At 68.7% G+C, this 18,172-nt stretch carries 16 protein-coding genes; 7 read left to right on the top strand and 9 right to left on the bottom strand.

Annotated elements, in window-relative coordinates:
• Positions 1-99 precede the first annotated feature (99 nt).
• Positions 100-744 (bottom strand): M23 family metallopeptidase, encoded by a 645-nt coding sequence (locus D7Y04_RS27010; protein WP_120580842.1) that lies wholly within the window; start codon positions 742-744, stop codon positions 100-102.
• Positions 744-1,610 (bottom strand): PD40 domain-containing protein, encoded by an 867-nt coding sequence (locus tag D7Y04_RS27005; RefSeq protein ID WP_120599282.1) that lies wholly within the window; start codon positions 1,608-1,610, stop codon positions 744-746. Before D7Y04_RS27005 ends, D7Y04_RS27010 begins: the two co-directional genes overlap by 1 nt.
• A 161-nt stretch (positions 1,611-1,771) precedes the next feature.
• On the opposite strand from D7Y04_RS27005, the gene hflX reads away from it, so the two are divergent.
• Entirely contained in the window at positions 1,772-3,241 is a 1,470-nt protein-coding gene (hflX, locus tag D7Y04_RS27000) for a GTPase HflX (protein WP_121761124.1), read from the top strand.
• A gap of 3 nt (positions 3,242-3,244) precedes the next feature.
• Here hflX and D7Y04_RS26995 read toward each other — a convergent pair whose 3' ends face one another.
• Together D7Y04_RS26995 and D7Y04_RS26990 are read right to left on the bottom strand one after the other, a co-directional pair.
• Positions 3,245-4,060 (bottom strand): hypothetical protein, encoded by an 816-nt coding sequence (locus D7Y04_RS26995; protein WP_233601593.1) that lies wholly within the window; start codon positions 4,058-4,060, stop codon positions 3,245-3,247.
• 540 nt (positions 4,061-4,600) lie between these two features.
• Positions 4,601-6,304, bottom strand: a complete 1,704-nt coding sequence (locus D7Y04_RS26990) for a R3H domain-containing nucleic acid-binding protein (RefSeq protein ID WP_121761122.1) — start codon at positions 6,302-6,304, stop codon at positions 4,601-4,603.
• Positions 6,305-6,648: 344 nt separating this feature from the next.
• On the opposite strand from D7Y04_RS26990, the gene D7Y04_RS26985 reads away from it, so the two are divergent.
• Positions 6,649-7,131 (top strand): response regulator, encoded by a 483-nt coding sequence (locus D7Y04_RS26985; RefSeq protein ID WP_120599279.1) that lies wholly within the window; start codon positions 6,649-6,651, stop codon positions 7,129-7,131.
• Here D7Y04_RS26985 and D7Y04_RS26980 read toward each other — a convergent pair.
• From D7Y04_RS26980 to D7Y04_RS26965, 4 genes are all read right to left on the bottom strand, one after another.
• A complete protein-coding gene (locus D7Y04_RS26980; RefSeq protein WP_121761121.1) occupies positions 7,065-7,643 on the bottom strand; it encodes a GNAT family N-acetyltransferase in 579 nt (192 codons plus the stop codon). The genes D7Y04_RS26985 and D7Y04_RS26980 overlap by 67 nt on opposite strands.
• A gap of 37 nt (positions 7,644-7,680) precedes the next feature.
• Positions 7,681-7,872: a hypothetical protein gene (locus tag D7Y04_RS26975; protein WP_120599277.1), complete on the bottom strand. Its 192-nt coding sequence runs from the start codon at positions 7,870-7,872 to the stop codon at positions 7,681-7,683.
• A gap of 106 nt (positions 7,873-7,978) precedes the next feature.
• A complete protein-coding gene (locus D7Y04_RS26970; protein WP_121761120.1) occupies positions 7,979-10,987 on the bottom strand; it encodes a CHAT domain-containing protein in 3,009 nt (1,002 codons plus the stop codon).
• Positions 10,987-11,514: an RNA polymerase sigma factor gene (locus D7Y04_RS26965; RefSeq protein WP_211487125.1), complete on the bottom strand. Its 528-nt coding sequence runs from the start codon at positions 11,512-11,514 to the stop codon at positions 10,987-10,989. Before D7Y04_RS26965 ends, D7Y04_RS26970 begins: the two co-directional genes overlap by 1 nt.
• Positions 11,515-11,753: 239 nt before the next feature.
• Here D7Y04_RS26965 and D7Y04_RS26960 point away from each other — a divergent pair, with 239 nt between their 5' ends.
• Entirely contained in the window at positions 11,754-13,061 is a 1,308-nt protein-coding gene (locus D7Y04_RS26960; protein WP_121761119.1) for a DUF2185 domain-containing protein, read from the top strand.
• A gap of 3 nt (positions 13,062-13,064) precedes the next feature.
• On the opposite strand, the gene D7Y04_RS26955 is transcribed toward D7Y04_RS26960, so the two are convergent.
• Positions 13,065-14,408, bottom strand: a complete 1,344-nt coding sequence (locus D7Y04_RS26955; protein ID WP_233601592.1) for a sigma 54-interacting transcriptional regulator — start codon at positions 14,406-14,408, stop codon at positions 13,065-13,067.
• A 385-nt stretch (positions 14,409-14,793) separates the two neighbouring features.
• Between D7Y04_RS26955 and D7Y04_RS44575 the strand changes: the two genes are divergently transcribed.
• From D7Y04_RS44575 to D7Y04_RS26940, 4 genes are all read left to right on the top strand, one after another.
• Complete coding sequence (locus tag D7Y04_RS44575) at positions 14,794-14,961, top strand: hypothetical protein (protein WP_158627591.1); 168 nt, start codon at positions 14,794-14,796, stop codon at positions 14,959-14,961.
• A 102-nt stretch (positions 14,962-15,063) separates the two neighbouring features.
• Positions 15,064-15,636 (top strand): FHA domain-containing protein, encoded by a 573-nt coding sequence (locus tag D7Y04_RS26950; RefSeq protein WP_368666427.1) that lies wholly within the window; start codon positions 15,064-15,066, stop codon positions 15,634-15,636.
• Positions 15,637-16,488: 852 nt separating this feature from the next.
• Complete coding sequence (locus D7Y04_RS26945) at positions 16,489-17,199, top strand: methyltransferase (protein ID WP_121761117.1); 711 nt, start codon at positions 16,489-16,491, stop codon at positions 17,197-17,199.
• 45 nt (positions 17,200-17,244) lie between these two features.
• Complete coding sequence (locus D7Y04_RS26940; RefSeq protein ID WP_121761116.1) at positions 17,245-18,168, top strand: DUF2381 family protein; 924 nt, start codon at positions 17,245-17,247, stop codon at positions 18,166-18,168.
• The last annotated feature ends 4 nt before the right edge of the window (positions 18,169-18,172 follow it).

The following is an 18,172-nucleotide window of genomic DNA, read 5'->3' as shown; positions in this document are numbered from 1 at the left end:
CGACTTCGCCCCGGCGCTCCCGCTTTTTCATCCGCGCGACGCCCGGTTCAGGACGGGAGGGCCTTCCCTGGCCTCTCCCGTCCCGACAGGCCCCGCGGCCTACTGGCAGGTGATGCCGGGAAGCCCCCGGTACGCGCCCTGCGAGGTCCAGCGCGTGTAGGGCGTGCCGCAGGAGCCCGCGTAGGGGTCATCCGTGCCGTAGCCCGGCACGTAGTACTCGAAGTGCAGGTGCGGTCCCGTGGAAGCGCCGGACGAGCCCACGCGCGCAATCCAGTTGCCGCAGGCGAGCGTGGTCCCCCGCGCGAACTGCTGCGTGTATGCCTTCAGGTGCCAGTACCAGGTCTGCGTGTTGTCCGGGTGCCGCATGATGATGTAGTTCGCCGTGTAGAGGCCGCACGCGGCATAGGGATTGGACTGGTTCCAGTAGTTGCACCGGTCGTAGTACCCGTCCACCGACGCCTCGACGTAGCCCCGGGCGGCGTTCATCGCCCAGACGCCGTAGTCCATCTTCGAGAACCCGCCCACCAGCGCGTAGTCCGTGCCCGTGTGGCCGCTGTAGCGCACGCCACCGCAGGCGTAGTCCCGGCCGCCGTAGTCCTTGTACGCGCTCACCGTGCAGCCGCCGTTGCCGCACTGATCCGCGAGCTGCGACGCGGGGAAGCGGAACATCGTCTGCGCGGAGGAGACCGCCGGAAGCGAAAGCAGCGCGAACGCCGCCACCACCATGAGCCGCTGAAGGCGCATCACTTCGCACCTCCCACGTCCGCGGCCGCGTGGCCGGTGCGCACGTTGAGCGTCCAGAACACGCCGCCGCCCGCGTTGTAGCGGAGCACGTCCTCGCTCACCCACTCCATGTGGTGGCTGGAGACGGGCGGGGGCACGAACTCCTTCGGCGGGCCGCCGAACAGCATCCAGTTCTCCAGGCCCACGTTGGTGAGCTGCCGGGGCTCCGCGCCTTCCACCGTCGTGACGAAGAACGACGCCACGCTCGTCCGGCCCGACACGAACACCACCGTCTTGCCGTCCGGGGAGATGCTCGGCGTCGCGTCCACGCCCGGGCCGTCCGCCAGCACCTTCACGCGCCCCTTCATGTCGATGATGCCCACCGCCGTCTCATGCGGGCCCGGGGCGCCCGTCTTCAGCGTGGCCACCAGCGCGTCCCCCTTCGCCGTGGGGAACAGGTCGCCGCCCACCTGCTCGGCGAGCAGCCGCTCGCGGCCGTTCGCGTCGCGCAGCCGCAGGGTGCCCTCGCCGTCCAGCAGCGCCACCTCCTGACCCACGATGCGCGCCTCGCGGTACTTGAACTCCGGGGCCACCACGCGCACCGCGCCGGTGTCCTCGGCGTACCGGACGATGGCCAGCAGCGGGAGGTCATCCGTCCCCAGCGGCTCCACGGGGATCTCCGCGACGATGCCCGCCAGCATCTCCCGGCCCTGGCCGAAGAGCTGGACGAAGCGAGCCTTGGGCCCGAAGGCCTTCTCCACGGCGGGGACCAGGCTCTCGCGCGCCTTCGTCACGCGGCGCAGGTCCGCCGGGTTCGGAGGCGCTTCCGCGAAGGCGGAGCCGCCCACCAGCGTCATCACGGTGAGTGTGAGGAATCGATTCTTCATTTCACTCCGGGGGATGGGGAAGACCGCGACGGGAGCGCGGTGACGAGGTTGTCTCAATGTCTGGGATTGAGTTGCTTTTAAACTGGTTATTCAAGAATAAGCAGAAAATTGAATGAGCGATGCAGAGGCACGGCCGGGCCCGGCGTGTTACGAGCCCATGCATGGCGAAAACCCTTCCCGAGCGCCCACGCGCCGTCCTCGTCGGTGTCCAGCTTCCCGGGGTGACGGATGAAGCGCATGCCGCGGACCTGGCGGAGCTGAAGCGGCTGGTGCACACGCTGGGCTTCGACGCGGTGGCGACCGTGTCCCAGCGTAGGCAGCGGCTGGCCACCGGCACGGTGCTCGGCTCCGGCAAGCTCAAGGAGCTGTCCGAGCTCACCGGTGGCACGGGCGTCATCCCGTCCGGCGCGCAGGGCAAGACGTCGAAGGCGCGGGAGAAGTGGGAGGCCGAAGCCGACGCGGAGCCCGAGGACCCGGACGCCCCGGTGGCTCCCGGCGACGCGGACCCGAACGGATCCGGAGCCGAGCCGCCCGACGAGGACGACGACGCCTTCCCGGACACGGACGCGGAATCAGACGCGGATGCGGAGGCCACCGCCGTCGAACCGGGCCCCAGGCCCACCGTGGTGGTCGTGGACCACGAGCTGTCCCCCGGCCAGCTGCGCAACCTGGAGCGCGCCACGGGCGTGCAGGTGCTGGACCGCGCGGGCGTCATCGTGGACATCTTCCACCGGCACGCCAAGAGCCACGAGGCACGCATGCAGGTGGAGATCGCCCGGCTCAACTACCTGGCCCCGCGCCTTCGTGAATCCTCCGGAGGCAGTGAGCGCCAGCAGGGCCGCGGCTCGGGTGACTCGGCGGTGGAGCTGGACCGCCGCAAGATTCGCGACCGGCTGGCGGAGCTGCGCGAGGGCCTGGCCGCCATCCAGAAGGACCAGGACCACCGCCGCTACGCGCGCCGGGACCAGCTGCGCGTGGCGCTGGTGGGCTACACGAACGCGGGCAAGTCGTCGTTGATGCGCGCGCTCACGGGCAGCACGGTGCTGGTGGCGGATCAGCTTTTCGCCACGCTCGACACGACGGTGCGCGCGATGCAGCCGGAGACCCGGCCGCGCATCCTCGTCTCCGACACGGTGGGCTTCATCCAGAAGCTGCCGCACGACCTGGTGGCGTCCTTCCGCTCCACGCTGGACGAGGCGCTGGAGGCGTCGCTGCTGCTCTACGTGGTGGACGCGTCCGACCCCACGTGGGCCGCGCAGTTGGAGGTCACCCGCACGGTGCTGCGGGAAATTGGCGCGGACGTGGTGCCGGGCAAGCTGCTCTTCAACAAGGTGGACCGGCTGGACGCGGCGGCCCAGGAAGCGCTCCGGGCCGAGCACCCCGAAGCCATCTTCCTGTCCGCGCACCGGCCGGAGGACGTGGCCATGCTTCGCCGGGAGGTCATCGCCTTCTTCGAGGCCTCCATGGTGGAGGCGGACCTGGTGATTCCCTACGCACGGCAGGCCCGCATTGGCGAGGTGTACGAGCACACCACCGTGGTGTCCCAGGCCTACGACGAGACGGGCAGCCGGCTGCGCGTGAGGGGTTTGCCGGGCGCCATCGCCCGGCTCACCCGGTCGTTCCAGGAGTAGACCTCAGCGCACGACAGGCACGGTCACCGGGTCCTTCTCGTCCACGGTGACCTCCACCTTGCCCACGCGCCACAGCACCGGCTGGAACGCGAAGTTCAGGCGGTGCCCGTCCGCGGTCTCCACCAGGGCCGTGCCCTCCTTGGGCAGGTAGTTGCCGACTTCATATTCGAGCGACGTGAGCGTGATGCGGTCCGTCCCGTTCGGCCCCGTCAGCTCGCCCGGACCGTCGAACACCAGCGACGTGCCGCCGATGATGGGCAGCCCGTCGCGCTTCCCCACGGTGCTGTTGATGGAGAAGCTGTGACCCTGGCGGCCGGGTACCTGGCCTTCGACTTCCGCGAACAGGCGCGTCTCGTCCGCGCACGTGCCGTAGCCGACCTTGGCCTGGAGCGTCTGGCCATCCACGGCCAGCTCGCGCAGGTCCGCCTTCATCTCCATCAGGTCCTCGCCGCCGCGGTACTCCAGCACCGCGCGTCCGGTGAAGCGCAGGCCGTGCACGTCACAGGCGGACGGGAAGGACACGACAACGGAGTCGGTGACGGCGTCCACGGCCTGCACCCGGAAGGTCGCGCAGGTCACCGAGGCGGACAGCCCCTCCACGGCGCGGTTCAGGAAGGAGCGCCGGGGCTCGCCGCACGTGTACACGGGCATCAGGCCCAGCATCTCGAACGCGCCCCGCACCTGGTGCGTGGAGGCCGCCAGTCGCTCCACGCGGGCCTTCGCGTCGTCTATCTCCTCCTGGGTAGGCAGGTTGTCCCCACAGGCGGTGGTGGCGAGGGCGGCGAGGGCGGCGAGGGCAGCGAAGGCAATGCGGCGCATGAAGGTCTCCGGAAAGACGGTGCGGCTCCCCCCGCGCCATCGCGGGGGACCGTACCCCGAGCCTTCAGCAACGGTCATGCCCCCCTCAACCCCGCGAATCTCCAGGGAAAGGGGCTCCCCTGACCCCATGCAGCGTGTGCAGTGAGCTGCGCAACCAGGGGCGGCCCTGTCCGGGCCCGCCCGGTCCAAACCTGTCCGACAGTCGGACAAGTTCGCGAGGTCCGCCCCCCTGCCGGCCCCGGTTCAAAACCTGTCCGACAGTCGGACAAGTTCGCGCGGTCCGCCCCCCGCCGGCCCCGGTTCAAAACCTGTCCGACAGTCGGACAAGTTCGCGAGGTCCGCCCCCCCCGCCGGCCCCGGTTCAAAACCTGTCCGACAGTCGGACAAGTTCGCGAGGTCCGCCCCCCCGCCGGCCCCGGTTCAAAACCTGTCCGACAGTCGGACAAGTTCGCGAGGTCCGCCCCCCCGCCGGCCCCGGTTCAAAACCTGTCCGACAGTCGGACAGCTTTCCGCGGGTCGCCGCCGGAGGGGCTGCAGCGCTCAGGTCCGAGGGGGTTCGGAGATGCCTTCGTCCGAAGGAGAGGCTTCCGAGTCCTCGTCATCCCCGGTCTCTTCGTCCGCGGCCAAGGTGTCGTCGTCCTCCAGGTCGTCATCCGGCTCCGGCGCGTCCACGTCCTCCGGCTCGGTGTCGGACGCTTCCGTCAGGACGGTGCCCAGCGGGTAGAGGACCAGGTGGCGCATGGGTTCGCTGCCCACGCTCACGGCCTCCAGGTGATTCTTCACCACCAGGGTGTGCTGCAACTTCCGCAGGCGCGAAGGGCGCGGCGCGAGCGGCAGGCTGATTCCCTCCGCGAGCACGCGCTGGATGGCCTCCTCCGCGTCCGTGACCGCGGCGTGCACGTCCGCGGGGTCCACGCCCTCCAGCAGATGGAACTCCGTGCGCAGCGCGCGGCGGATCTCCGTGGCGCTGTTGCGCTTGATGGCCAGCACCCGCGCTCCCACGCGCTCGGCCGCGCGGCGCAACCGAGGCGAATTCGCGCGGCTTCGCAGCGTGAGCACCACCTCCGCGTTCTCCGGACGGCCCACCACCACGGCCTCCACCGGCAGGTCGCGCAGCACGCGCTCCAGCAATTCGCGGCTCACCGCGTGCGCGGCGATGCGCGTGGGCCCGGGCCGGGGCGCTCCCAGCGCGGGTGTCCCCTTCGGCACGCGTCCTCCCGGCGGCGTGGCCTCCACCACCTGCGGCGCGGCCTCCACGTGCACGGCGCCGTCCTGCTGCCGCCGCTTCTCGCCGCCCACCTCCGTGCCCGTGAGCAGCCGATCCACCGCGCCGCCCGTGTCGCGGTGCACGCGCACCTCGTCGCGGTTCACCATCTCCACCACGATGTCGAACGTGGGCGTGCTCTTGCGCTCCGTGACGGTCTTCTGCGTGCCCCGGCGCCGCGCCTCGTCGTCGCTCAGCGTGACGGTCTGCACGCCGCCCACCAGGTCGGACAGCGTGGGGTTCAGCACCAGGTTCTCCAGCGTGTTGCCGTGCGCTGTCGCCACCAGTTGCACGCCGCGCTCCGCGATGGTGCGCGCGGCGGCGGCCTCCGCGGCGGTGCCAATCTCATCCACCACGATGGCCTCGGGCATGTGGTTCTCCACCGCCTCGATCATCACGTCGTGCTGACGGTCCGGCCGGCTCACCTGCATGCGCCGAGCACCGCCGATGCCGGGGTGCGGGATGTCCCCATCGCCGCCAATCTCATTGGACGTGTCCACCACCATCACGCGCTTGCCCAGCGCGTCCGCGAGCACTCGCGCCACCTCGCGCAGCTTCGTCGTCTTGCCCACGCCCGGCCGCCCGAGCAGCAACAGGTTGCGCCCGGACTCCACCAGGTCGCGCAGCATGTCGATGGTGCCCTGGATGGCGCGCCCCACGCGCAGCGTGAGCCCCACCACGCGGCCCTGGCGGTTGCGGATGGCCGACACGCGGTGGAGCGTGCGCTCGATGCCCGCGCGGTTGTCGCCGCCCACCTCGCCCACGTGGGCGAGCACCGCCTGGAGCGCTTCCTGATCCACGGGCGCTTCCGACAGCCGCGCCACCCCGTGCACCAGCCGCGCCTCCGGAGGCCGCCCCAGGTCCATCACCACTTCCAACAGCTCCGCTTCAGGCAGCTGCCGCACCGCCTCCTGGAGCGACGGCGGAAGGACCGCCACCAGCAGGGCGAAGTCATTGTTGGCGGGAGTTCCAGAAGCCATCCCCCAAAGCTGCCTCGCCTCGCCTGACCGCGCACGGCTTTGCGTGAAGGGTGAAACGAGGCGCCGGCCGGGCGCTGGAGTGTCCGGTTTCCCACCCTGCCCGCTCGCTCGCTTTTCACTCACGGTGATATGTCGAGGTCAGGGTCACCCCTGCGGCATAGGGCCCTTTTTCCCCACCTCCGCGCGACATTGAGACCCGGAATTCGTACTCAAAGTACGGGCCTCCCAGGTCTTCAGGCCTAGGGGCATTGTGCATGAATACAGGTATGGCGTATATTGCACAGCATACCTGGACGTAATGCACTTCAGACCTTTCCCCCGAGGTCTTGAAAGGCGGAGACGCGATGGCGGAAGGCAAGTTGAAGGCGCTTGTGGTGGATGATGACCCACTCGTGCTGGAGCTGGTGGAGCGCTCCATCAGCCGCTACGGCTTCGAAGTCGTCACCACGCGCGCGGCGCTGGGCGTGGCCAACCTGCTGCGGACCGAGCAGCCGGACATCGTGCTCCTGGACGTGAACATCCCGGCGCTGAGCGGCGACCGCATCCTGGGCGTGGTGCGCCAGTTCGCGGGTCCGGACACGCTCTTCATCCTGTACTCGTCCATGGACGAGTCGCGGCTGCGCGAGCTGGTGCGCGCGTCCGGCGCGGACGGCTACATCCCCAAGGGTGTCACCGGTCCGGAGCTGGCGCTGAAGCTGTCCGGCATGCACCACAAGCGGATGGCGAACCGTCCCACGCCGGTGCGCGTGGATCCGGTGCTTCAGCGCGACGTGTCCGCGCCCCAGTCCCAGAGCACCACGGCCCAGGTGTCGATGGCGTCGCGGTAGGTGTGGACGGTCTCGAACCCGACCCGCGCGTGCGCGCGCAGGGAGCGGGTGTTGCGCACCGAGACCTCGGTTACGACGCAGTCGAAGCGCGAGCGAAGCTGTTCGCGGTGCTGGTGGTAGAGCGCGTCGAAGAGGCCCGTCCCCCGGTGGGCCTTGTCCACGCACACCTGCCCCATCACATAGAAGCGCTGGTCCTTCAGCGGCCGGCCCCGGTGCTCGAGCCCTTCGAGGAGCGCGAACATCGGGTCCAGGACGGGGACCAGCGCGCGGCACTCGCGGGGCATCACCAGCGCGTACGCCACGACGTCTGAGTCCTGCACGGCGATGATGCTGGGCACGAGCGCGTGCATGCACTCCAGCGTGGCCAGGTCATGCTGGACGGTGACGAAGCCCTGGGCGTGCTGCTCCTCTGGAGACAGCGCGGGAGTCAGGTTGCGGCGCTGCAGGGACAGCACCTGCTCCAGCTCTTCTGGAGACTGCACGGCCCTCACGACATACGGATGCGACGGCATGGCGCGGGAGCATAGGCCCGCGCCACGCCCGCGAGCGTCAGCGATCGAATCCTGCCGGCCCCGGCGGAGGCTTGTCCGGCAGGTCGCTGTGGAACTCTTCGCGCTGTTCCCCCGGCGCCACGGGTGACGCGTCCACGCCAGCGGGTCCCGGGGGCGGCTTGTCCGGGAGATCGTTCTGGGGCTTGTCCTTCCCGGGGGCCTGACCAGCACTGTTCCGACAGTTCTTCATGTCCGTCCTCCTGAAGGGCCGCCGCGGGATGGGCGCTTCCGGCTTGCGTGCGGCTCCTTCTTGAAAACGTGCTGGGTCCGGTTCTTTTAAATGACCTTACGGATCGTCATTCGAACAGGAGCACGTCGTGCACCCAGCGGTCACCGGGGGAGGCCTGGAGCCAGGCTTGCCGCTCGTCGCGCAGGGCCACGCTGGGCAAGGCGCCCGCGTGGATGCGCTCGCGCACGTCGTTGAAGAAGCGGCCCGCGGTGTCCGGGATGTCCACCGTGGCGGCCAGCACCGCGCGCGCCCCGGCGTCGAGGAAGGCCACCGGCAGGCTGAAGGACTCGTGCGGGAAGGGCGCGGTGCGCGCGGCGCCGCATGCGGCCAGGAACACCAACGGTGCCTTGGAGAGCCCGTGAGCGCGCACCTGGTTGGCGGTGAGCGCGTACCGGCCATCCTGCTCCGGGGCCAGCATGAGGAGCGAGGCGTCCGACAGCTCCGGGCTGAACACGCCGTGCGTGTGGATCTCCACCTCGGTGGCGGTGGCCATCGCCTCCAGCACGCGCGATGGCGTGGCTCGCGCGCCCTCCAGCATCACGCGCCGGGCGTCTTCCCCAGGGGGATGCGACATCGGAGGCAGACGCGGAAGGCCCAGGGCCGCGGGCGTGTCCACGTTGGAGACAACCAGGTGCTCGCCGCTGTCCACCGGCGGAAGAGGGCCCACGGTCGCGTGGCCTACCCGGTAGCTCCAGGCGATGTCCGGCGGGAGCAGCCGGGGCAGGCCATTCACGGGAGGCGGGGCCAGCACCTGCACCTGCTCACACCCGCGCAGCGCTTCCTGTAACGCGGGCGGTACCAGCCCGGAGGCGTCCTGGCCGAGCGGCGCCGTGCGCGTTTGGGTGAAGTCCCCGTGCACCGCGCCCGAAGGGCCACGCGCCACCGCGAGCGTGCGCTCGTGCTGCACCGACACCGCGAGCACGCAGCGCTCCGGCACCTCGGTCACCTGGAACTGGCGGCCCGCGAGGGCGAGCGCCTCCACGAACGCGCCCGTGCGTCCGGCGTCGGAGATGAGCGCGGCGGAGGCGCGGGCCTGGGCGCGGCGGGCGTACACGTCGCCGGGCCACTGCTCCGCCTGCGTGAGGACGCTCCGCAGCAGGGCGCGTCCAGCGGTGGGGTCGCGCTCCAGCTCGAACTCGCCCTGGATGGAGTCCAGCAACGCGCGTTCACCGGGGCGAGCCTGGCCCTGCCTCAGTCCGGAGAGGGCACGGGACAGCGCGTCCGCCGCACCGGGCATGGGGCCGAAGCGGGCCAGGTCCGCGAGCACGCCCGCGCCATTCAGTCCCAGCGGCACGCCGGACTCCATCGCCTGCTCCAGGTGCCGCCGGGCCTCGTCCACGCGGAAGTCCATCCACGCCAGGGTGGCCAGGTTGCGGTGCACGTAGCTCAGCTGCGCGGGGTCGTCCGGCACGCGCGCCAGCGACTCCCTGAAGTACGCGCTCGCGGTGGGGGCGACGTGGTGGAAGCGCGCCACCTGCGCCAGCTCCTGGAGGAACAGCCGCTCCTGCTGCCATTCTCCCTGCTTCTTCGCCAGCCGCCAGCCGCGCAGCGCGTGTGCGTGGGCCTCGGCGGGGCGGTGCAGCTCGCCCAGGTACATGTCCGTGAGCCACGCGTGCAGGTCGGCGCAGCGGTAGTCCAGCCGCTCCGCCGCGCACGTGCGCAGCGCCTCCCGCACGCGCGCCTCCGCCTTCCACCACTGGCCGTCGCGCACATCCTGGTTGGCGCGCTCGCGTTCGGCGATGAGGTGGAACCACGGGTCGCCCAGTCCGTCCGCGGCGCGAGCGAACACCGCCACGTCCACGGGCCGTCCCGCCGTGAGCTCGTACCCGAGCGCGCCCACGTACAGGTCGTCCTCGCCGGAGCGCCGCAGTGTCTCCAGGAAGGCCGGAGGGAAGGGCGTCCTGCCGCGCACGGACCGCGCGTAGTCCCGGGCGAGCGGTTCTCGCTTCTGGAAGTCCCGCGCGGCCACGCGGGTGACGGTCGCGTGCAGCACCGTGCCGCCGCCATAGGCCCGGTCCAGGGTGTCCGCCAACGGCAGCAGCCGCAGCGCCGCGTCCTTCGAGGGAGCCGCGCGGACCGCGTCGTAGAAGGCCAGCCGGACGATGCCCGGAAGGTTCGCGGCCTCCTTCAAAGGCAGCGGCGCGTTGGAGTCCGCCATCAGGTCTTGCGTCGCCGCGAAGGCCTGCTTCCAGGCGCGGCCCCGGGCCAGCGTCTGTTCCCGCAAGAGGCCCGCATGGGTCCGCGCCTCCGCGCTCCAGCCGGGCTCGCCCAGCTTCGCCACGGCGTCGAAGGCATCCGCCGCGAGCAGGGGCAGGTCCAGGTTCCGCAGGACCAGCGCGTGGTTCCACAGGGCCTGTGGATGGTCTGGCTGCTTGCGGAGCACGTCCTCCAGCACGGCCAGGGCCTCGTCGAGCGCCGCCTGTTCGGAGGCCCCGGCATGGGCCAGCGCCAGCGCGACCGCGCGGTCGGAGTCCACGTCCGGGGAGGCGGCCGCGTTGCCCAGGTAGTTCAGGGCCTGCCGCGCGTCGCCCGCAAGCAGGTACGCGGAGGCGATGCCCCGCCAGTCCTGCCGGTCCTCCATCCGGGCCAGCTCCCGCAGCGGTAGCGGCGCCGCCGCGGGAACCCCTCCGCGCATGGGCACGTAGGGGCGGTGTCCATCCAGGGGGACGGAGGTCAGCCGGGCCTCCAGGGGCCGGGTGGGCTCCGGCGCGGACCACGGCGAGGGGGGCTCTCGCGTGACACGCGTCGACCAGATGCTCACGGCGGCCAGGGCCAGGGCGAACGCCCCCAGGTGACTCCAGTGGGGGCGCTGGCGGCGCGGATGCGGCGGCGGTGCCATGACCTCGGCGGGCTCGGATGGGGGGAGGGGCCACGGGGCTGGGGGAATCCCCGTGGCCTCGGGAGTCGGCGGCGCCTTCGTGTGCGCCAGCCGTCCGAGGATGTCCGCCTGCAGCAGGTCATGGAGCCGCACGCCGCACGCCTCGCAGGAGGCCAGGTGCGCGCGGAAGTCCTCGTGGTGTTCGATGGGCAGCTCCCCGTCCACGAAGGCGGGGAGGTGGGGGCAGTGGACGTTCATCAGCTCCCCAGCTTCCGACGGGCCTCGGCCATGTCGCGAAGCTGGTCACGCAGCTTCAACCGCGCGTGGTAGAGCCACGTGCCCACCGTGCCCACGGGCGCCCCGAGCCGGCGGCCGATCTCCGCGTGGCGCAGCCCCTCCGAGTGCAGCTCGAAGGTGCGGCGCAGGTTGAAGGGCAGCGCCGAGACGGCCTTGAGCAGCTCCGGCTCGGTGATGAACTCCCACAGCTCCTGGTCCCGTGACTCCGGCTCCTCGAAGAGCTTGTGCACGTTGCCCAGGTTGATGGCGGTGGTGGCTTCCGTGCGCGAGCGGCGGCACTGGTCGAGGAAGCGATTGTGCAGCACCCGCACCAGCCACGCGCGGCGCGCCGGCTCCGCCCAGCCGCGCAAGGTGTCCCACTTCAGCAAGGCCCGCAGCAGGACGTCCTGGAGCAGGTCGTCGCAAACAGTGGCATTCCCCCCGCAGATGTTCCGGGCGACCGCCATCAGGATGGGCTGATGACGGACCGCGAAATCGGCGTACTCCATGTCGGAAGTGTCGAGTTCTTCTCTCACGTGCAGCCCCCAGTGCCGGTACTTAAAAGAAAACGTGATAGGTTTGATTCCTTTAAAACCTTGTTAAAGCCTTACGGATGGGGGGAGTTGGCTGACAACTCTTGTGTCCCGGAGGGGTTTTTCTGGATTGCACCGCGCGTGTGGGTGTGGGGGATGAAAGCCATTCCGTTTGTCTGGGGTGCATTTGACTGTGTGGCGTAGGGTCCGGAGCCATGGCGCGACCCGCGAAGACACCGAAGCCCGTGGAGCTGGGAGACATCGACCTGCCAGAGGGGGTGTTGCTCATCCTGGACCCGGGCCTGGGGCGCTTCTGGCGGCATGACGCGGAGCCGGTGTCGCCCCGGAAGAAGGCGCCGCCGGAGCACGACCTGCTCATCACCGGGCCGGACGCGGACGCGGCGGGCCAGGCCTACGACCGTGAATTCGACCCGCGCTTTCTCTTCGACAGGAAGGACCCGGCGGACGCCGCGGCGCACTTCGAGGGGTTCGCCCGGGAGCAAGGCTTTGATGCGCGCGCGGAGGTGTTGTCAGCGCGGATTCCCCACACGGAGCGGGCCCGGCTGGCGTTGGAGCATGGAAAGGGATTGGGGGTTGTGAAGTACAACGGCCTTTGGGCTGTGGTCGTGGGAGACCTGCCCTCAAGTCGTGGGTTGAAAGTGATTGGAATGCCCATGCCGCCGGGAGAGTTCGGCGGGCGTTGGCGGTCCATCGATGTCGTGGTGGATGAGAAAGTGGAAGGGGTTCGGTCAGAAGCGGTGGCTGGGGTGATGGTGGACCACGGCCAATTGCTGTTCGCCGGGTTGGGCCCGATGGGACGGTTCCGCATGTGGGAGCCGGAGGACGGGCTGGCGGACTATGTGTTTCACGGCAGGGACGCGCCGAAGCTCGCGAAGGAGCTGGGCGCGAGTGACCTGGGCGGTGGGGTGTATGGGTGGAAGGACCTGCCCATGGACCGGGTGGGGGAGAAGGCCACGCCGCTGCAGGAGCGCCTCGAGAAGGAAGGGCTCGCGGTGGGGGTGGACTACCGGCCGCACTGCAACCTGGAGAAGCTGAACGCCGGGCTGCGTGAGAGCGAGGAGGACACTGCCTCGCTGGTGTTGGACGGAGCGCGAGTCGTGGGGTGTGGGAACCGCTGGGGAGACGGCATCTTCACGGTGAGCCGGCACCTGGACGCGAAGGGGCGGACGGTGCGCGTCCGGGTGGAGCTGGGCACGGAGGAGCGGCAGAAGTTGCTGCGAGGCATCCGGCTGCGTCAGCGCAAGGCGCTCGTCACGCGCTTCATCACGGAGAATGGGGAACCCATCCGCTTCGCGGAGCGCTCGGAGCCCGCGGCGGAAGAGGACAGCGGCTGGCTCTTCACCTCGGGCCTGGAGACCGAGGAGTACATGGAGGAGAGCGGCAACGCGGTCATCGTCCCGCTGCGCTCGTTGCTGGGCCGGGACAAGGAATTGGACGCCATCCTGGACGCGCCAGTCGGCGCGGTGTTCCGGCGCGAGGGGAACGGGTTCGTTCCGGAGTAGCGCTCATTGATCAAGGCCCAGCGCACGCATGCGGGCCTTGAGCGTATTGATTGCGATTCCAAGCTCCGCGGCTGCGCGGGTCTTGTTGCCCTGGGTGCGGTGCAGCGCCTCGGTGATGTCCTGTTCGGTCAGGTCGCTGGGGCGCTTGCGTGGCGGCGGAGCGGGGATTGCACTGAGTGACGTATGTGTCCGTGCCCTCGCGGGCTTGCTGGGGGCACCGAAGCCCTGCTCGCGCTTCGCAAGGTATGCCTTGACCGCGTCCAGGGTGATCAGCATCTTCGTCGCGCCCACTCCATCCATGTCGCGGATCGCCGCTGTAACTGAGACGACAGTCTTGATGGTGGCTTCGAGCTCTCGAATCTGTCCCGGCCACTCCGCCTTTTGTAGGTAGTCCAGCGCATCGCTCGTGAGTGCGGCGTCGTACTGCCGCTCGACGGAAAGCTGATGCAGAAAGCTATCGGCCAGCATCGGGATGTCCTCGCGGCGCTCTTCCAGGGCGGGAAGGACGATGACATCACCCGCGGCAAGACGCTGGGCCAGGTCATGACGGAGTTCGGTCTCCTGCAAGGGCGACTTTGATGCGGAGATGAGCCTGAAGCGGGGTGGGGGTTCCCGGTAGTCAGGAGGTGCACCCAGCGGTGCGAAGCTACCGGAGCCTTCCAGGACATCGATGAGGAAGTCCTGAGCGATCTGCGGCAGGCACTCCACCTCATCCAGGAAGAGCGTGCCCCCGTTGGCACTGAAGAACTTGCCCACCCGAGGCATGACCGCCCCTGTGAAGGCGCCTTTGACGTGCCCAAGCAACTCACTGCTGAGGGAGTTGCTGTCCGTTGGCAAGCGACCGCAGTTCAAGATCACGAAGTTTCCGGTGGCTTGGCTCCGGGTGTGGATCTCTCGAGCAATGAAGGTCTTTCCCGTGCCCGACCGTCCAAGGATGAAGGTGGGCAGTTGATGGCGGGACGCGATGTTGACAGCGAGTTCAAGCTGCTTCGCCGCAGGAGAAAGGGTCTTCTTGGGAGGACGCCCGGCAAGAAGTCCATGGGGTACTTCTGCAAGGAGTGTGATGCGACTTCTCCTGTTCCCGAGCAAGATGGTGTGGTCGGCCTCCACCACATGGTCCTGGGCGGAAGAGATGATCACCGCGGACTCTCTCTCGTCGCCTTGCTCCTCTTTCCCCTCTTCGAGCAGGTAGCTTCGGTTCCTGGAGTTCAGGTCCCTGTAGACCCAGCGGTCATCTTCGCGGAAGGAAAGTCGCCCATGCTGACGCGACACAGCGTCATGGGGAAAGACGACCGTGGATGCTTGGTCGCGTCCGAAGACGTATGAGCGGTCCGGGTACAGAGGCACGAGAAGGTCCTCGAGCCCCTCTCGTTCAACACGGAGTGCCTTGGGTTCGCGGTAGGTAGGGGCTCCGTCGGAAGCGCGACCCCTTTCAGCCGTGGTGCGGGCCTGCCCTTCTCGATTCGGGCGGAAGTTGTGTGTGGGTTCCCGGCGGGTCATGGAGTGGCTCAAGTCAAGGGGAGCTGCAACCCAACTGCTTCGTCCCCGGGCCGTGGAATGGGGACACCCAGGGCCGTTCCAGGTTCCAACGGCGCGGTATCTCCGCTGGCCGAACCACCCCCCGTCAGGGCCCCGTCAATATTGATAGCAGCTTTGATCGTCGGCGCGACGTGACGGGCGGAAAGGTGGGCAGGGGCCTTGTAACTGCCTGGAACTATTGAGTCCGCGTGCGATGCGCGTGTCGGCACAGCGCGTGCTTAGGGAGCAGTCAGGCGGTGCTCAAGCGGCGCCGCCTCACTGCACATCGGAAGAGGACACCATGAAGATCAATCCCAAGCTCGTGATCAAGCTGGTGAAGCTCGCGGTTCAGGTCGCCGAAGTGATCATCAACAAGAAGTAGAGGCAGGGCCTGCATGCGTTGAGGGGCGCTTTGAACGCGAAGCCGTGCGTTTGGTGCCAAAGCAAGGTGAACGATTGGTTGGGGCATTCCTAGAGGGAAACAATGCTTGAAATTGTCGTGGGACAGCGTGGAGTCACTCGGTCCAAGCGCGGAACGTTCGAGACCCGGGAGATCTTCGTGGGTCGTAGCGATGCGTGTGAGCTGCACCTTGGCGATGGGACCGTTTCAGGGGTGCATTGCCGGTTGGTGGCGATTGCTGGGGCCACGGTCGTCATGGATGAAGGATCAACCAATGGGACGTGGCTCAACGGGGTGCGGATCACTCATCCGGTTGTGGTGACGTTCGTCGATGAACTCCGCGTTGGCCCGTATGTGCTGAGGATCCAGTCGCTTGCTGGTGGTAGCGCTCGGGTTTCGGCAGCACAGCGAGAGAGGCCGTCGTCCACGACTTCTCCGACGGATTCCTACGCAGTGGTAGGGCCCAGATATTGGGAGGTCCTGTCCATCGGAGTCAGTTCCTCGCTACAGGATGCCCGAGCCGCATATCACCGCTTGATCGCCCAGTATCATCCGGACAAGGTCGCTCATCTTGGGGACGAGCTGCGGGAACTGGCGGCCAGGAAGTGCCGTGAGATCAATGCTGCTTGGGAGCAGGCGAATCAGGCATGTCGGTGATGAAGCTTTCCGGCGCCCAAAGCCCCGAGTCCCGCTGTCGTGGGACCGGGGCTGGAAATGTCCCGTGCCTCGCCAGGTAGGTGGTGCAAAGGCAGCCCCGTCCGGTGGACGTCGCAGCGGCACGCGGAAGACCGCGTTTGCTACAGTAGGAGTTCGTGACTCGGTGGAAGGCCCATAGGACCCGAATCCCTCGGTTCCGAAGCTCGTTTCGAGCGCCAAAGGCGTACAGGCCCCCCAAGCTTCCAAAGGTCCCGGCCTTTCGCCCTGTTCGCCTCCCAGCAATCCCCAGAGGCCCTCTCCGCCCGCTGAATGAATGCTCAGCGTGTACCTATACTTGGTACCCCAGAGGCAAGGACCTGTCAGCGGTCTGTCCTCGATGTAAGAGCAGCGCGGTCTTCATCCGGCCACCACCCCCCTTCAATTGGGTCGCATTCCTGGTGACATGCGCGTTGTCGCTACTGCCCTGTGGGGTACTGCTTGCTCCAACGTGCCAATCGAGCAGGCAGGAGGCACGAAGGCGCGCGGCCCCAGTGGAGGAGGCACCTCCTCCGGCTTTTGGCGATCGCCCGGTGCGGCGGGTTCATGTCATTCGACGCTGCACCGTCTGGAGAGAGGTGGGAGGCAACTCTGTTGTTGTCCGGAAGCTGGTCGCCGGGGAGGTCCTCGACCTCGTGGGGGATGAGGAGTCTGTCTGGAGGATTCACGAGGAAGGAGGCGACGCGTACTTCAACAAGCGATGCGCGGTGCTTGTGGAATGAGTTCTGCTTGGTCGAGCATGGAATCGAAAGATCCGCTGATTCCGTCTGAATCCCCGCTCTGCCATTCCGAGCGGGGCGGGCGCATCTTGCGGTCATGACCCACGAACATTCCGCACATGCGCCGGTCCATGGCTTTGGAGCCGACCGCGCGGCCCATTACGACGCCCAGGCGGCGGTCAGCCTCGCTGGCTACCAGGCGGCATACGAGCTGGGCGTCAGCGCCCTGGCTGCCCGATTGGACGGACAGGAGACGGCGTCACTGCTCCACGTGGGCCTGGGCACGGGCGCGGAGCTGGTGCCCTATCTCCGCTTCAACGTGCCGGGCTGGCGCTTCACGGGCGTGGAGCCCTCCGGCCCGATGCTGGAGGTCGCACGCAAGCGCCTGGAGGCGGAGGGGCTGCTTTCGCGCACGCACCTGCACGAAGGCGAGCTGCGGACGTTGCCGCAAGGTCCCCCGTTCGACGGCGTGCAGTTGATGGGCGTGCTGCACCACGTGGAGGGAGAGGATGCCCGCGTCGAGTTGCTGCGAGAGGTGACGCGGAGGCTCAAGCCGGGAGCGCCGCTGGTGTTGGGCTGCCGCATCGGCCAGGACCCCGAGCTGACGAACGTCGAGTTCCGGCGGCTGCGGACGTACGGAGTGCCGCTGGAGAAGCTGGAGGCCCGGCGTCAGGCCATGGCGAAGATGCAGCCCATCGAGTCCGATGCGGCGCTGTTCGCGATGTTCGCGCAGGCGGGACTGGTGGCGCCGAAGACGCTCTTCGTCTCGCTCCAGTACAAGGTCTTCCTGGCGCGCTTCGAGCCCTGAGCGCGGCTTGGACCCCCGAGAGGCCGATGCTATGTCCCAGGTTGTATGCGAATCGCTCTACCTGGGACGTGGGCGCTGCTCGGGACGCTGCTCGCCGGGGCCGCTGTGGCGGAGGAGCACGAGCACGCCGTCATCCGGACGCTCGTCCTCCCCGAGCAGCCCGAGGCCGCGCCCCAGCGCATCTACGTGAAGGGGCAGGTCGTGACGGTCCTCCGCTTCGAGCAGGACCTCGCGCCGCTCCGGGCACGGCTGGTGGGCGGAGAGGGGCGGTTCGAACCGGTGGGCGTCGTGGGCCGGAAGGTGGTGCTGGAGCCCCGGCGCGACCTGGCACCGGAGGAAGGCTTCTCCCTGCTCGTCACGTTGTCGGATGCGCGAGAGGTCCCCTTCCTCCTCCGTCCTCCGGGACGGCGCGAGCATGGAAGCGCGGACCAGCAGCTCAACGTCTACAAGGACCGGGATGGCTACGAGGCCATGGCTTCGGCGCTGGTGGACTCGGAGAAGGAGAACAAGACCCTCCGCGCGGAGAACGAGCGGCTCCGCAAGGAGGAGTCCTCCGAGGACCATGCGCTGGCGGCGCTGCTGACCACGGGCGCGGTGGCTCAGACCCCCTTCGGCGTCGCGGATCATTTCTCCGGCACGGATGGCGACACGACACTGGATGGCACGGTCTACCGGGGCACGGGCAAGGCCGCGGTCGTGTTCAAGGTGAAGAACCTGAGTGCTCAGCGTCCGTGGAGCATGAGCTCCGTGCGGCTCGTGGGCAGGTCGGACTCGCGCGAGCGGCCGCTGGCGGTCCGGTCATCCTCCGCGGTGATTGAGCCTGGGACCTCGGGTGTCATCGGGCTCGTGGTGGACGGGAGCGCGTTCGTGGACAGCGGGACCCTGACCTCCCTGTTCCTGGAGCTGTACCGGCACGATGGGCTGTGGCAGGCGGTTGTCGAGTTGAGCCCGAGCTTGCTCGGGAAGTAGGAAC

The sequence above is a fragment of the Corallococcus sp. AB038B genome (genome assembly GCF_003668955.1).
GTDB lineage: Bacteria > Myxococcota > Myxococcia > Myxococcales > Myxococcaceae > Corallococcus > Corallococcus exiguus.
This window is presented reverse-complemented; position numbering and strand designations above follow the sequence as displayed.

Excerpts from the sequence above, each read along its gene's own strand:
- D7Y04_RS26985 (WP_120599279.1), top strand. The coding sequence starts at position 6,649 with ATGGCGGAAGGCAAGTTGAAGGCGCTTGTGGTGGATGATGACCCACTC.
- D7Y04_RS27010 (WP_120580842.1), bottom strand. The coding sequence starts at position 744 with ATGCGCCTTCAGCGGCTCATGGTGGTGGCGGCGTTCGCGCTGCTTTCG.
- D7Y04_RS26965 (WP_211487125.1), bottom strand. The coding sequence starts at position 11,514 with ATGGAGTACGCCGATTTCGCGGTCCGTCATCAGCCCATCCTGATGGCG.
- D7Y04_RS26980 (WP_121761121.1), bottom strand. The coding sequence starts at position 7,643 with ATGCCGTCGCATCCGTATGTCGTGAGGGCCGTGCAGTCTCCAGAAGAG.
- D7Y04_RS26960 (WP_121761119.1), top strand. The coding sequence starts at position 11,754 with ATGGCGCGACCCGCGAAGACACCGAAGCCCGTGGAGCTGGGAGACATC.
- D7Y04_RS26995 (WP_233601593.1), bottom strand. The coding sequence starts at position 4,060 with ATGCGCCGCATTGCCTTCGCTGCCCTCGCCGCCCTCGCCGCCCTCGCC.
- D7Y04_RS26990 (WP_121761122.1), bottom strand. The coding sequence starts at position 6,304 with ATGGCTTCTGGAACTCCCGCCAACAATGACTTCGCCCTGCTGGTGGCG.
- D7Y04_RS44575 (WP_158627591.1), top strand. The coding sequence starts at position 14,794 with ATGCGCGTGTCGGCACAGCGCGTGCTTAGGGAGCAGTCAGGCGGTGCT.
- D7Y04_RS27005 (WP_120599282.1), bottom strand. The coding sequence starts at position 1,610 with ATGAAGAATCGATTCCTCACACTCACCGTGATGACGCTGGTGGGCGGC.
- D7Y04_RS26975 (WP_120599277.1), bottom strand. The coding sequence starts at position 7,872 with ATGAAGAACTGTCGGAACAGTGCTGGTCAGGCCCCCGGGAAGGACAAG.
- D7Y04_RS26940 (WP_121761116.1), top strand. The coding sequence starts at position 17,245 with ATGCGAATCGCTCTACCTGGGACGTGGGCGCTGCTCGGGACGCTGCTC.
- D7Y04_RS26950 (WP_368666427.1), top strand. The coding sequence starts at position 15,064 with ATGCTTGAAATTGTCGTGGGACAGCGTGGAGTCACTCGGTCCAAGCGC.
- D7Y04_RS26945 (WP_121761117.1), top strand. The coding sequence starts at position 16,489 with ATGACCCACGAACATTCCGCACATGCGCCGGTCCATGGCTTTGGAGCC.
- hflX (WP_121761124.1), top strand. The coding sequence starts at position 1,772 with ATGGCGAAAACCCTTCCCGAGCGCCCACGCGCCGTCCTCGTCGGTGTC.
- D7Y04_RS26970 (WP_121761120.1), bottom strand. The coding sequence starts at position 10,987 with ATGAACGTCCACTGCCCCCACCTCCCCGCCTTCGTGGACGGGGAGCTG.